This window comes from Streptomyces monashensis, assembly GCF_001866665.1.
Lineage (GTDB): Bacteria > Actinomycetota > Actinomycetes > Streptomycetales > Streptomycetaceae > Streptomyces > Streptomyces monashensis.
This window is the reverse complement of sequence record NZ_MLYO01000048.1, coordinates 101,593-115,443: the sequence shown is the minus strand read 5'-3', so window position 1 is coordinate 115,443 and position 13,851 is coordinate 101,593. Positions and strand designations below refer to the sequence as shown.

Annotated in this window: 8 protein-coding genes and 1 tRNA gene; all 9 read right to left on the bottom strand. The window is 73.0% G+C overall.

What is annotated here, in order from left to right; translation table 11 throughout:
- Positions 1–113: 113 nt before the first annotated feature.
- A complete protein-coding gene (locus BIV23_RS27340) occupies positions 114–1,007 on the bottom strand; it encodes a glycosyltransferase family 2 protein (RefSeq protein ID WP_079173409.1) in 894 nt (297 codons plus the stop codon).
- 203 nt (positions 1,008–1,210) lie between these two features.
- Positions 1,211–1,287: transfer RNA gene (locus tag BIV23_RS27335), tRNA-Thr, on the bottom strand.
- Between the two features lie 129 nt (positions 1,288–1,416).
- Complete coding sequence (locus BIV23_RS27330) at positions 1,417–3,021, bottom strand: alpha/beta hydrolase (RefSeq protein WP_071383632.1); 1,605 nt, start codon at positions 3,019–3,021, stop codon at positions 1,417–1,419.
- A 163-nt stretch (positions 3,022–3,184) separates the two neighbouring features.
- Positions 3,185–4,390 carry a DNA polymerase III subunit delta' gene (locus tag BIV23_RS27325; protein ID WP_071383631.1) on the bottom strand — a complete coding sequence of 402 codons (1,206 nt, stop codon included), beginning with the start codon at positions 4,388–4,390 and terminating at the stop codon, positions 3,185–3,187.
- Positions 4,391–4,563: 173 nt separating this feature from the next.
- On the bottom strand, positions 4,564–7,734 hold the full coding sequence (gene tmk / locus BIV23_RS27320; protein ID WP_071383630.1) for a dTMP kinase: 3,171 nt from the start codon (positions 7,732–7,734) through the stop codon (positions 4,564–4,566).
- 155 nt (positions 7,735–7,889) lie between these two features.
- Positions 7,890–10,748, bottom strand: a complete 2,859-nt coding sequence (gene topA / locus BIV23_RS27315) for a type I DNA topoisomerase (RefSeq protein ID WP_071383629.1) — start codon at positions 10,746–10,748, stop codon at positions 7,890–7,892.
- A 267-nt stretch (positions 10,749–11,015) separates the two neighbouring features.
- Complete coding sequence (locus BIV23_RS27310; protein ID WP_071383628.1) at positions 11,016–11,213, bottom strand: hypothetical protein; 198 nt, start codon at positions 11,211–11,213, stop codon at positions 11,016–11,018.
- A gap of 212 nt (positions 11,214–11,425) precedes the next feature.
- Positions 11,426–12,955, bottom strand: coding sequence for a N5-glutamine methyltransferase family protein (locus tag BIV23_RS27305; protein ID WP_177240047.1), 1,530 nt, complete (start codon positions 12,953–12,955; stop codon positions 11,426–11,428).
- A gap of 20 nt (positions 12,956–12,975) precedes the next feature.
- A complete protein-coding gene (locus tag BIV23_RS27300) occupies positions 12,976–13,587 on the bottom strand; it encodes a small secreted protein (protein WP_079173401.1) in 612 nt (203 codons plus the stop codon).
- Positions 13,588–13,851: the final 264 nt, after the last annotated feature.

Sequence of the window (13,851 nt, the reverse complement as noted above, 5' to 3'; positions counted from 1 at the left end):
GAGTGTCGCCGCAGGCTGGATCCGGGGACGCAGGGCCCCGGTCGGCGGAGGTGAACGACCGGGGCCCTGCGTCCCGTCCTCCCGGAATCTCCCGGCCGACACCCGCCCGCCGCTCAGATCACAGGCGGGCGCCCCAGCCTGCTCAGCCGCCACACCGTCCGCCAGCGCATGGGCCGCCGCTCGCCGGCCGGCTCCCGCAGGCCCTCCAGGAACCCGGCGAGCCATGCCTTCAGCCCTGCCGGGGAGCGGGTGCGGGCGAGAGTGAGGAGGGTCCACACCCCGAGGTGCACGGGGACGAGGGGCAGTGGCAGCCGGCGCCGGACCAGCCAGACCCGGTTGCGGGCGTTGACTCGGTAGTAGATGGCGTGCCGGGCGGGCGAGGTCTTGGGGTGCTGGAGCAGCAGCTGCGGGGCGTAGAGGATCTTCCAGCCGGCGTCCGCGGCGCGCCAGGCGAGGTCGGTCTCCTCGTGCGCGAAGAAGAACTCGGCGGGCCAGTCGCCGGTTTCGGCCAGCATCGCCATGCTGAGGGCGTGTCCGCCGCCGAGGAACCCGGTGACGTAACCGCCGCGCAGCGGATCCGACCTCCCCACCCGCGGCACATGCCGCTGCTGGGTCTCGCCGTGCTCGTCGGCGATGCGGAACCCGACGATGCCGAGGCGCGGATCGGCCACGTACAGGTCCCGCACGCGGCGCAGCACGTCGGCGTCGACGAGCAGTCCGTCGTCGTCCAGCTCGACGACGACGTCGACGTCACCGAACTCGCGCAGCCGGGCGAGGGCCACGTTCCGGCCGCCCGGACAGCCGAGGTTCTCCTCGACGTCGATGGTGGTGACCTCACCGGGCAGCGAGAGGCGGCGGGCGAACTCGGGCAGCCGGCAGCCGTTGCCGACGATCACGATGCGCGCGGGAGCGAGATCCTGCTTGGCCACGGACTCCAGCAGGGCATCCACGTCGGCGGGCCGGTTGCCCATCGTCACCACGGCGACGGCGATCCTCGGCTCCACCACGTCCTTCACCCCAAACGGCCGACGGCGGCACCGCACCCTGACTGCGCGGCGCTCCCCGTTCACCAAGATGTTGCCTCAGCTCCGCGGGTTCACCCGACCCGGATTCACTTTGCGGCCCCTTTGCTCCGCTTTCGTCGGCACCTTCCCCCGACGGCCGAGCGGAAACGACGAAACCCCGGATCGCAAGCGATCCGGGGTTTCCATGGAGCCGCCTTCGGGATTCGAACCCGAGACCTACGCATTACGAGTGCGTTGCTCTGGCCATCTGAGCTAAGGCGGCGCGCCGTCCGCACTATGGTGCGATCGGCAACATCGGTAAGTCTACACAGTTTCCGAGGGTGCTCCGACCACGCTCCGGGAGCGAGGGCTCCGGGGCGGGTGGCAGGGGGTGTGAGCAGGGATTTCCGGGCTACGAGCAGCGCTTTCCCGGGGGCGGCGGGGTGCCGTTCAGCAGGTAGGTGTTGATCGAGGTGTCGATGCAGGTGCTGCCGCGGCCGTAGGCGGTGTGGCCGTCGCCGACGTAGGTCAGCAGGTGTCCCGAGGAGAGCTGGCGGGACAGGGACTGGGCCCAGCGGTACGGGGTCGCCGGGTCGCGGGTGGTGCCGACCACCACGATCGGCGCCGCGCCCCTCGCTTCGATGCGGTGCGGCTTGCCCGTGGCCTTCACCGGCCAGTACGCGCAGTTCAGCGCGGCCCAGGCCAGGGCGTCGCCGAAGACCGGGGACGCCTTCTCGAACGCGGGGAGGGCCTGGCGCACCTGGTCGGGGCCGGTGAAGGCGGGGGGCAGGTCCAGGCAGTTCACGGCGGAGTTGGCCATCATGAGGTTGCTGTAGTGGCCGCTCGCGTTGCGTTCGTAGTAGCTGTCGGAGAGCGCGAGCAGGCTCGCGCCGTCGTTCTCCTTCATCGCCGACGCCAGCGCCTCGCGCAGCTGCTCCCACGCCCCCTGGTCGTACATCGCCGCGATCACGCCGGTCGTGGCCAGCGGCTCGCTGAGCTTGCGGCCGTCCGCGTCGCCGGTCGGGATCGGGTGCGCGTCCAGCTTGTGGAAGAACGCCTTGAGGTGGTCACCGACCTGCGCCGGCGTCGTGCCCTTGCCGCCGAGAGGGCAACCGGAGCGCCGTACACAGTCCTTCGAGAACGCCTGGAACGCCGTCTCGAAGCCCGCCGTCTGATCGAGGTTCAGCGTGCGGGCGTCGATGGAGGGGTCCATCGCGCCGTCCAGGACCAGCCGCCCGACCCGGTCGGGGAACAGGCCCGCGTACGTCGCGCCGAGGAACGTGCCGTACGACGCCCCCACGTAGTTCAGTCTCCGGTCGCCCAGCACCGCCCGCAGGATGTCCATGTCCCGCGCCGCCTCGACGGTGGAGACGTGTCGCAGCAATCGCGCCGAGTGCGCCCCGCAGCTCTCGTCGAACTCCTTGTCCGCCGCGACCAGCGCGTTCTGCTCCCGCTGGTCGTCGGGGGTCATGTCCGCCTGCGTGTACGCGTCCATCTGGCGGCCGTCGAGGCACTTCACCGGCTCGCTGCGGGCCACGCCCCGCGGGTCCATCGCGACCATGTCGTAGCGGGCGCGGACGTTCGCCGGGTAGCCGATGCCCGCGTAGCTCTGGAGGTAGTCGATCGCCGAGCCGCCCGGGCCGCCCGGGTTGACCAGCAGGGAACCGATCGGCCGGCCCTTGCCGGTGGCGTTCTTGCGGGCGACGGCGAGCCGTACGTCACCGGCCCCGGGATTGTCGTAGTCCAGCGGGGCCTTCATCGTCGCGCACTGGAAGCCCGAGGCGCCGCAGCTCTGCCAGCGCAGCCGCTGGCTGTAGTACGACGACAGCGCCGACGGCGTGGCCCGCGGCAGCGCGGCCGGCGCCGCGTCCGCCGTGTCGCCGGCCGGGGTGGTCGAACTGCCGGAGGAGCAGGCGGACACGAGCAGGGCGGCGGCCGCGAGCAGACCGGCGGCGAGGCGCGCCGTCGCCCGGGCGCGGGGGCCGCTGGTCCGGCGGGGGGATGGCCTGGTGTGCATTCGGCGAGCGTAACGCTGTGCTACGCATCGGGCGCGGCCCGTGCGGGTGATGTGCTCGTACGAGGGACATGCGGGACTGCGAGTGGTGTCACGGGCGTCCCGCACCCACTCCGGCGGCAGCCGCCCGCCGCTCATCCCGTCTCCGTCAGCGCCCGCACGCCCCTCACCCCGCCCGCAGCGCCATCGTCATCGCCTCCACCGCCAGCAGCGGGGCCACATTGCGGTCGAGGGCCTCGCGGCACGCGCCGATCGCCTCGATGCGGCGGAGGGTGGATTCCGGGCGGCTGCCCCGGGCCAGCCGGTCCAGGGCGTCCTCGGCGTCGCTGTTGGCGATCGCCACGCGGGAGCCGAGCTGGAGGGCGAGCACATCGCGGTAGAAGGCGGTGAGATCGCCGAGGGCGACGTCGAGGCTGTCGCGCTGGGTGCGGGTTCTGCGGCGTTTCTGCATGTCCTCCAGGTCCTTCATCACGCCCGCCGTGCCGCGCGGCAGGCGGCCGCCCTGGGCCGCGCCGAGCGCTGCCTTCAGCTCCTCCGTCTCCTTGCCGTCCATCTCCTCGGCGAGCTGCTTGGCGTCCTCGGCAGCCGCGTCCACCAGTTCCTGGGCGGCCCGCAGACAGGCGCCGACCTCGTCCAGCCGCAGGGGCAGCTTCAGCACGGCGGCCCGGCGCTCACGGGCCGCCGGGTCGGTGGCCAGGCGCCGGGCCCGCTCCACGTGCCCCTGCGTGGCACGGGCGGCGGCCGCCGCGACCTGCGGCTCGATGCCGTCGCGCCGTACGAGCATGTCGGCGACCGCGTCGACGGAGGGCGTGCGCAGGGTCAGGTGGCGGCAGCGGGAGCGGATCGTCGGCAGGACGTCCTCGACGGAGGGGGCGCACAGAAGCCAGACCGTGCGCGGGGCGGGCTCCTCCACGGCCTTGAGGACGGCGTTGGCCGACTTCTCGTTCAGCCGCTCGGCGTCCTCGACCAGGATGATCTGCCAGCGGCCGTTCGCCGGCGCCGTGAACGACTTGCGGACCGTGTCCCGCATGTCCTTCACCAGGATCTCGGAGCCGACCGCGGCGACCGTGTTGACGTCGGCGTGGGTGCCGAGCAGGGCGGTGTGGCAGCCGTCGCAGAAACCGCAGCCGGGGGAGCCGCCGAGGGCGCGGTCGGGGCTCACGCACTGCAGGGCCGCGGCGAAGGCCCGCGCCGCCTGGTTCCGGCCCGCGCCGGGCGGGCCCGTGAACAGCCAGGCGTGCGTCATCTTCGACGCCTCGGGCAGCGGCTCGTCGGCTGCGGCGGCCGTGACGAGGGCGTCGGCGTCCCGCGCGGCGGCGCCGAGCACCGCGCTCACCTTCTCCTGCCCGACGAGGTCGTCCCACACGGTCATGGGTCACGCCGCCCTTCCGTCACACTCCGCGTTCCTGCCCTCCATTGTGCGGGCGGGCACTGACAACGCAGTCCGGCCGCCCCGGTGGCCACCGGGAAAGCGCGAGGGCGGCGCCGGTCGATCGCTCCGACCCGCACCGCCCTCCGCCCCGCCGGGGCCCGCCGGGCCCGCCGTCAACCGCGCCGGCCCCGGCCCCGGCTGCCGCCCTGCTCCTCGTCCCGGTCGCCGTACTCCCGCTCGTCGTACGACCCCAGCAGTTCGTCCGCCAGCGACGGCAGGTCGTCCAGCGGGGTCTCCTCGGCCCAGTCGGGGCGGGGGCGGCGGCGCGGTGTGCCGTCGGCGTCGAGCTGGGGCATCTCGCGGGTGCGGTCCTCGGAGCCGTCGGGGCGCGCACCGGGCCGTACGGGCGGCAGCACGGCCGTCTCATCGACCGCACCCGGCGTCACCGGCGGCAGCACCGCCGTCTCGTCCGCCGCGCCCGGAGCGGCCGGCGGCTGCGGGAGCTCGGCGGTCACCTCGGACTCGGAGCCGGCGCCGGTCCCGGACGCGCGCGTGGAACGGGCCTTGGCGTCGGCGTCCCGCTCGTCCTTGCCGAGCGGCACCACCGGTGTCGGCACCGTCTCCTCGGTACCGCGCGGCTCCGGGGACACGACCGGCGTGGGAACCGTCGACGCCTCGGGCAGGACACCCGGCGCCGCCGGCAGGCGGGTGCTGGACCTGCGGGCCGCCGTGTCGGCCGCCGCCGCTGCCTCGGCCGCCTGGCGGCGGGCCTCCTCGGCACGCAGCAGCGCCTCCTCGGCCTTGCGCTGCTTCTCCAGGCGCCGCGCCTCCTCCTCGGCGCGCAGCCGGGCTTCCTCCTCGGCCTGCTTGCGGCGCCGCTCCTCCTCGGCCCTGCGGCGGGACTCCTCCTCGGCGCGGGCCTTCTCCTCGGCGAGCAGCCGCAGCCGCTCCTCCTCCGCGCGCCGGGCGGCCTCCTCGGCCCGCTGCCGGGCCTCCTCCGCCTGCCGCTCGGCCTCGCGGCGCTGCGCCTCCTCCAGCTCGCGGCGCTTGCGCTCCTCCTCCTCGGCACGCAGCCTGGCGAGCTGTTCCTGGCGCTCACGCTCCAGGCGCTCCTCCTCGGCCTTGCGGGCGGCCTCTTCCTCGGCCTTGCGGCGGGCCTCCTCCTCGGCCTTCTTCCGCGCCTCCTCCTGGGCCTCGATCTCGGCCTCGGACAGCGGCAGCACGGTGTCGAGCCGGTGCCGGATCACGGTCGTGACGGCCTCGGGCTCCTGACCGGCGTCCACCACCAGGTAGCGGCCGGGGTCGGAGGCGGCCAGCGTGAGGAAACCGGCCCGCACGCGCGCGTGGAACTCCGCCGGCTCCGACTCCAGCCGGTCCGGCGCCTCGGTGAACCGCTCGCGGGCCGTCTCCGGGGAGACGTCCAGCAGGACGGTGAGGTGCGGGACGAGGCCGTCGGTCGCCCAGCGGTTGATGCGGGCGATCTCGGTCGGGGACAGGTCGCGGCCGGCGCCCTGGTAGGCGACGGACGAGTCGATGTAGCGGTCGGAGATGACGACCGCGCCGCGCTCCAGGGCGGGGCGTACGACCGTGTCGACGTGCTCGGCGCGGTCGGCGGCGTACAACAGCGCCTCCGCGCGGTGCGACAGGCCCGCCGAGGACACGTCCAGCAGGATCGAGCGCAGCCGCTTGCCGACCGGCGTGGCACCCGGCTCGCGGGTGAGCACGACCTCGTGGCCCTTGGCCCGGATCCACTCGGCGAGGGCCTCGGCCTGGGTGGACTTGCCGGCGCCGTCGCCGCCCTCCAGGGCGATGAAGAAGCCGCTCGTGGCCGGTGCCTCGACCGGGTCGTCGCCGCCGAGCAGCGCGTCCTTGAGGTCCTGGCGCAGCGGGATGCCGGAGCGGTCGTCGACCTTGGCGAGCACCAGCGCGGCGACCGGCAGCAGCAGCGCGCCGACCAGCATCAGCGTGAAGGAGGCGCCGCCGTGCGCGAAGACGAACCGGCCGTTCTCCAGGCGGTGGCGGCCGATGAGCCCGGCGACGACGGGTGCGATCAGGACGCCGAGCACTATGCAGACGCGCACCACGGCGTGCAGGTGCTCGGTGACACGCGCCCTGCGGAAGTCCTCGGTCTCCTGGTCCAGCAGGGCATGCCCGGTGTTCGCCGCCACGCCCGCGGTGACGCCGGCGATAGCGACGATCAGCAGCACCGTGGTGACGTCCGGGACCAGGCCGGCGGCCAGCAGGGCGATGCCGGTGAAGGCGATCGCGAGGGCGAGCAGCCGGCGCCGCGAGAGCGAGGGCAGCACCAGGGGGGCCGTACGGATGCCGACGGCGACGCCGCCGGTCAGGCCGAGGACCAGCAGGCCGTACAGGACCGGGCCACCGCCCAGGTCGGTGGCGTGCAGCACGCACACCGAGACGGCGGCGGCGATGGCGCCCGCGACGGCGGCGCAGGCCAGGACGAGCAGCGGGATCGCGCCGGTACGGCCCTTGTCGACGCCGGTGCCGGTGCGCGGGCGGCGCAGGCCCTCCAGCGGGGACCGCGCGCGCGGGGTGCGCACGTCGGGCAGTTCGAGCGAGGTCAGCACGGACAGGGAGGCGGCGAACAGGCCCGCCGCGACGTACGAGCCGAGGGCCGCGTGGTGCTGGTCGAACCAGACCACGCCCGTGCCCAGCAGGTTGTTGAGCAGTCCGGCGACGACCAGGGTGGCGGCGGCCAGCGGGACGGCCAGGAAGCCGGTGCGCAGCGACAGCCGGCGCAGAGCGTCCATGTGGTCCGGCAGCGGCCGTACGGTGGCGCCCTCCGGGGGCGGGCCGGGCAGCAGGGCGGGGGCCGCGCTCTCCCGGCACACCGTCCACAGGCGCTCGGCGACGCCGGTGACGAAGGCGGTGACGAGCAGGACGGCCAGCGCGTTGTCCGGCGTCCAGTCGATCCACAGGGGCGCGACGATCAGCAGCAGGGCGCGCACACCGTCGGCGCCGACCATGGTCCAGCGCCGGTCGAGCGGGCCCTCCTGGCTGGTGAGCGAGGTCAGGGGGCCGAGCAGGACGGCGCCGAAGAGCAAGGTGGCGAGCACGCGCGCGGCGAAGACGGTCGCCACTGCGAACGCCACACCCCGGTATCCCCCGCCGAAGGCGCCCTGGGCGATCGCCGCCTGGAGGACGAGGACGACCAGGACGAGAAGGGCGAGGGCGTCGCCGGTGCCGCCGACCAGATGCGCGCTCCACAGGCGCCGCAGTTCCGGTCGGCGCAGCAGGGAGCGGACGGCGCGCTCGCGGGAGTCCGCGACCAGGGCTTCGTCCGGTTCTGTGGTGGGGGCCGTTGGCTGCTCGGCTCGCGTCATGCGTTCAGCCTATCGGCAGCCACCGACAGGACACGTCTTGTGTCCTGGCATGCGCACGCCCCGACACCAAAGTGATGCCGGGGCGTGCCCAAGTGATACCGGGCGGGCGCTTCGCGAAGCCGAACGGAAACCCGGAGGCGGGACCGCGGGGCGGATCAGTCCTCCGTGCCGGAGGCCGTCGCCTTGGCGGCGGTGGCCTTCTTGGCGGTGGTCTTCTTGGCCGCCGTGGTCTTCTTCGCGGCCGCGGTCGTCTTCTTCGCCGCCGTCTTCTTGGCGGCGGCCTTCTTCGCCGGGGCCGCCTTCTTGGCCGGCGCCTTCTTCGCGGTCTTCTTGGCGGGCCCCTTCGCGCGCTTCTCGGCGAGCAGTTCGAAGCCGCGCTCCGGGGTGATCGTCTCGACGCTGTCGCCGGAGCGCAGGGTCGCGTTGGTCTCGCCGTCGGTGACGTACGGACCGAAGCGGCCGTCCTTGACCACGACCGGCTTCTCGCTGACCGGGTCGGTGCCCAACTCCTTCAGCGGCGGCTTGGCGGCCGCGCGGCCACGCTGCTTGGGCTGGGCGTAGATCGCCAGCGCCTCCTCCAGCGTGATCGTGAAAAGCTGGTCCTCGGACTGGAGCGAGCGCGAGTCCGTGCCCTTCTTCAGGTACGGGCCGTAGCGGCCGTTCTGCGCGGTGATCTCCTGGCCCTCGGCGTCGGCGCCGACGACGCGCGGCAGCGACATCAGCTGCAGCGCCTCCTCCAGCGTCACCGTGTCGAGCGACATGGACTTGAAGAGCGAGGCCGTGCGCGGCTTGACCGCGTTCTTGCCGGTCTTCGGGGTGCCCTCGGGGAGGATCTCCGTGACGTACGGGCCGTAGCGGCCGGCCTTGGCGACGATCTGGTGGCCCGTGGCCGGGTCGGCACCCAGCTCGAAGTCGCCGCTGGGCTTGGCCAGCAGCTCCTCGGCCAGCTCGACGGACAGCTCGTCCGGCGCCAGGTCGTCCGGGATGTCGGCGCGCTGGTGCTGCTCGGTGTCCTTCTCGCCGCGCTCGATGTACGGGCCGTAGCGGCCGACGCGGAGCACGATGCCGTTGCCCACCGGGAACGACGACACCTCGCGCGCGTCGATCGCGCCCAGGTCGGTCACCAGCTCCTTGAGGCCGCCCAGGTGGTCCCCGTCGCCGTTGCCCGCGTCGGCCGCGGTGCCGTGGCCACCCGCGGCGGAGCCGCTGTCGGACAGGGTCTCACCGAAGTAGAAGCGCTTCAGCCACGGCACGGCCTTCGCCTGACCGGCGGCGATGCGGTCGAGGTCGTCCTCCATCTTGGCGGTGAAGTCGTAGTCGACGAGCCGGCCGAAGTGCTTCTCCAGGAGGTTGACCACGGCGAAGGACAGGAAGGACGGCACCAGGGCCGTGCCCTTCTTGAAGACGTAGCCGCGGTCGAGGATCGTGCCGATGATCGACGCGTACGTCGACGGGCGGCCGATCTCGCGCTCTTCCAGCTCCTTGACCAGGGAGGCCTCGGTGTAGCGGGCCGGGGGCTTGGTGGCGTGGCCGTCGACCGTGATCTCCTCGGCGGACAGCGCGTCGCCCTCGGTGACCTGCGGCAGCCGGCGCTCGCGGTCGTCCAGCTCCGCGTTCGGGTCGTCGGCACCCTCGACGTAGGCCTTCAGGAAGCCGTGGAAGGTGATCGTCTTGCCGGAGGCGCTGAACTCGACGTCACGGCCGTCGGCCGCGGTGCCGCCGATCTTCACGGTCACGCTGTTGCCGGTCGCGTCCTTCATCTGGGAGGCGACGGTCCGCTTCCAGATCAGCTCGTAGAGCTTGAACTGGTCGCCGCTCAGGCCGGTCTCGGCCGGGGTGCGGAAACGATCACCCGAGGGGCGGATCGCCTCGTGCGCCTCCTGGGCGTTCTTGACCTTGGCGGCGTACGTGCGCGGCTGCGGCGGGAGGTAGTCGGCGCCGTAGAGCTGCGTGACCTGCGCGCGGGCCGCCGCGATCGCCGTGTCGCTCAGCGTCGTGGAGTCCGTACGCATGTACGTGATGTAGCCGTTCTCGTACAGCTTCTGGGCGACCTGCATGGTGGCCTTCGCGCCGAAGCCGAGCTTGCGGCTCGCCTCCTGCTGGAGCGTCGTCGTACGGAACGGCGCGTACGGCGAGCGGCGGTACGGCTTGGACTCGACCGAGCGCACGGAGAAGCGGGTGCTCTCCAGGGCGGCGGCGAGGGCGCGGGCGGTCGCCTCGTCGAGGTGGAGGGTGTTCTCGCTCTTGAGCTGTCCCAGGGAGTCGAAGTCGCGGCCCTGCGCGACCCGCCTGCCGTCGACGGTCTGGAGGCGGGCGACCAGCGACGACGGGTCCGACGGGTCTCCCGCGCGGCCGGTCGCGAAGGTGCCCGTCAGGTCCCAGTACTCCGCGGAACGAAACGCGATGCGCTCGCGTTCCCGCTCGACCACGAGACGCGTGGCGACGGACTGGACACGGCCGGCCGACAGCCGGGGCATGACCTTCTTCCACAGGACCGGCGAAACCTCGTAGCCGTAGAGGCGGTCGAGGATGCGGCGGGTCTCCTGGGCGTCGACCAGCTTCTGGTTGAGCTGGCGCGGGTTGGCGACGGCCTCGCGGATCGCGTCCTTGGTGATCTCGTGGAAGACCATCCGCTTGACGGGGATCTTCGGCTTGAGGACCTCCTGGAGGTGCCAGGCGATCGCCTCGCCCTCCCGGTCCTCATCGGTGGCGAGGAAGAGCTCGTCGGAGTCCTTCAGCAGGTCCTTGAGCTTCTTGACCTGGGCCTTCTTGTCCGCGTTGACGACATAGATCGGCTGGAAGTCGTGTTCTACGTCCACACCGAGGCGGCGGACCTCACCGGTGTACTTCTCGGGCACCTCGGCGGCGCCGTTGGGAAGGTCACGGATGTGCCCGACGCTCGCCTCGACGACGTAGCCGGGGCCGAGGTAGCCCTTGATCGTCTTCGCCTTGGCAGGCGACTCGACGATGACGAGTCGGCGGCCGCCCTGTGCGGTCTCGCTGGTCGGGGACAACTTCGCTCTTCTCTCCGGTCGACGCTGTGGCCTCCCCAGGCCTTCGTCCCGGGGTCGCGGCGTACTGCTGGCACGTGTGACGCTGCGGAGTGTGACGGTACATCCCGCCCCCGTGTCAAACGGGAAAAGCCCACAACGGCCACTCGAACGGTAACCCGACTACCGGCATTCCTGCCGCCCGGACTGCCCGGCAGCACCGTGCCCCATGTCCGGAGCGTGACGCTCCCCTTACTCCCGCGACAGGCCCTCGCGGGACGCCTGCCGACGTCAGAGGCGGGTCAGGCAGTACACGCCGAGGGCGAGCGCGGCCGTTCCGGCGACGCTCGCGAGGGTGGCCGATGCGACTCGGTTCACACCGTGGGCCACCGGTTCCCCGCGCCGGACCCGGGTGCCGGTCCAGGCCAGCAGGGCGCCTCCGAACAGGGCGAACACCACTCCCGCGTAGATCGCCGGCCCGCTCTCCATCCCCGGCACTCCCCTTCCGCGTCTCCGGCTCCGCCCAGCGCGGGGAGGGTGGCACGCGCGGGAGACGGGCGAGCGACATCGGGGTGAACGGCGAGCCGGCTCGTTATCGAACATACGATCGATCGTCACCCTGGCACACATGCCATCCGCATTTTCCGGCCTTTTTGCATCCGGCCGCGCCGAGCGGCGCGGCGGGACGCTCCGGGGCGGGGTCAGCGCACGGGCTCCAGGAAGCCCTGTTCCACGAGCAGGCGGATCTGGGCCGGGGTGCGGTCGCGGAGCAGGACCGGGTTCTCGTCCATGAGCTGGGCGATGGCGTCCAGGATCCGGCCCGCGCTGAGCGTGCCGTCGCACACACCCGCGAAGCCCGCGCCGATCGTGTCCACCTTCGTGGCCCGGCGCATGCCGCGGTGCTGTCGCAGCACCACGTGCTCCGGGTCCTCGGCGCCGGGCAGGCCGACCTGCTCCTGGACCACCTCGGCGGTCAGCCTGAAGTGGCCGTCGAGCAGCGCCGCGTCGTCGTGCTCGCGGAGATAGTCGAGGCGCTCGAAGTGCGCCCGGATCACGTCCCCGAGCGGCTGCTCGACCGGGTGCGGCCACTCCTCCACGGTGACGACGGGCTCGGCGGCACCCGTCCGGCGCAGGGTGATCCAGCCGAAGCCGACCGCCTTGACCTTGCGCGCCTCGAACTCGTCGAGCCATGCGTCGTAACGCGCCTGGTAGTCCGCCGGATCCCCGCGGTGGTCACCGGCGTCCCTCAGCCACAGCTCGGCGTACTGCGTGACGTCCTGCACCTCGCGCTGCACGATCCAGGCATCGCACCCGCGCGGCACCCACGACCTGAGTCTGTCCTGCCAGTCCTCCCCTGCCACGTGCTGCCAGTTGGCGAGGAACTGCGCGAACCCGCCCTCGTTCAGCCGTTCCCCCGCCTGCTGAACGAGCGAGCGGCACAGATCGTCCCCGCCCATCCCGCCGTCCCGGTACGTCAGCCGGGCGCCGGGAGAGATGACGAAGGGCGGGTTGGAGACGATCAGGTCGTACGTCTCGTCGTCCCGGACCGGCTCGAAGAGCGAGCCCTCGCGCAGGTCGGCCGCCGGCGCGCCGGACAGCGCCAGCGTGAGCGCGGTGATGTGCAGCGCGCGCGGGTTGAGGTCCGTCGCCGTCACGCGCGTGGCGTGCTGGGCGGCGTGCAGGGCCTGGATGCCGGAACCGGTACCGAGGTCCAGGGCGGAGGCGACCGGGGTACGGACGGTGATGCCGGCGAGGGTCGTGGAGGCGCCGCCGACGCCCAGCACGACGCGCGCGTCGTGCTGCCCGATGCCGCCCGCACCACCCACCGCGCAGCCCAGGTCGGAGACGATGAACCAGTCCTCGCCGCCGGGGCCGCCGTAGGGCCGCACGTCCACGGTGGCGGCCACCTCGTCGCCGCCCACGCGCGTGAGCCACCCGGCGTCCACGGCCTCCTCGGCCGGCAGAACGGCCGCCACGCGCGCGTACGGCACCGGCTGCTGGAGCAGGAAGAGCCGTACGAGCGTCTCCAGCGGCGTGTCGCCGCGGGTCGCCCGCAGGGCGGGCACGGTCTCGCTGCGGGCCAGCGCCGCGTACGCGGGGGCGCCGAGCAGGTCGAGCAGCCCGTCGGCGGTGAAGGAGACGGCCAGCAGCGCCTCCCGCAGGCGCGCGGCGGCGCCCGGTCGGTCGGAGGCGGGCAGGGGGGCGAGTCCGGTGTCAGTCACGCCCCCCATTGTGGCCCGCGACGGACGACTCAGCCGTTGGCGGACGACGGCGACGCGGAGCCGGACCCGGAGGTCTTCGTGCAGCCCGCCTGCTTGGCGACCGCCTCGTTGACGTCGCCCTTCTCCAGGTTCTTCAAGGCGGTGATCACGCTGTCGTACTGCGTCAGCACCACCTTCATCCGGTCCGAGAGGTCGCTCAGGCCGGAGGCGAACTTCGTCTGGTCCTTGGTGTCGAGCCCGTCCACCCGCTTCTTCAGGTCGGCGTACGCGGCCGACAGGGCCGTCAGCTTCTTGACGGCGTCCTGCTGCTTCTGCGCGCCGCCCGCGACGCCCGGAGGCGCCCCGGCGCCGTCCAGGGTGGCCGCGCGCGCCTTGAAGCCGTCGGCCAGGTCCTGGAAGGCCTGGGAGTCGGTCTGCTGGACGTCCTTCGGCGGGCCGTCCTTGGCGACCTTCGACAGCGCGTCGTAGGCACCCGAGATCTTCGCCTGCTGCGCGGGCAGCGGCTGGCACACGGACTTGGCCCAGGCGACCATCTTGGGGTCGGGCCCCTTGTCGCCGCTGCTGCCGCTGCTGGTGCATCCCGTCAGCGCCACTACCAGTACCGCACCGCCGGACAGTGCGGCCGCGAGCTTCTTGTTCACCGGATCGGTCCCTTCCATGGCTCTCGGCCCACGGACCCTACACGTCGGGCGCACACCCCTCACATCCCGTACGCCCCCTGAAGCGCCCCTTATGGCGCTTTGCGCCAAGAGAGCCGAGGGAGAGAAGGCTCACCACGTGGGCGAGCCCACAGCCGACCCGCGGACACCGCGCACACGCCCCCGCGGACGCGGCTGGGCGGGCGGCACGTCAACACGCGCCGCCCGCCCACCCGTTGAGCAGGACTTCCGGAACGAACCAGCAGT

Coding starts and splice junctions, on each gene's coding strand:
- BIV23_RS27310 (WP_071383628.1), bottom strand. CDS start 11,213: ATGGAGAGCGGGCCGGCGATCTACGCGGGAGTGGTGTTCGCCCTGTTC.
- tmk (WP_071383630.1), bottom strand. CDS start 7,734: ATGACGCGAGCCGAGCAGCCAACGGCCCCCACCACAGAACCGGACGAA.
- BIV23_RS27330 (WP_071383632.1), bottom strand. CDS start 3,021: ATGCACACCAGGCCATCCCCCCGCCGGACCAGCGGCCCCCGCGCCCGG.
- BIV23_RS27305 (WP_177240047.1), bottom strand. CDS start 12,955: ATGGGGGGCGTGACTGACACCGGACTCGCCCCCCTGCCCGCCTCCGAC.
- BIV23_RS27325 (WP_071383631.1), bottom strand. CDS start 4,390: ATGACCGTGTGGGACGACCTCGTCGGGCAGGAGAAGGTGAGCGCGGTG.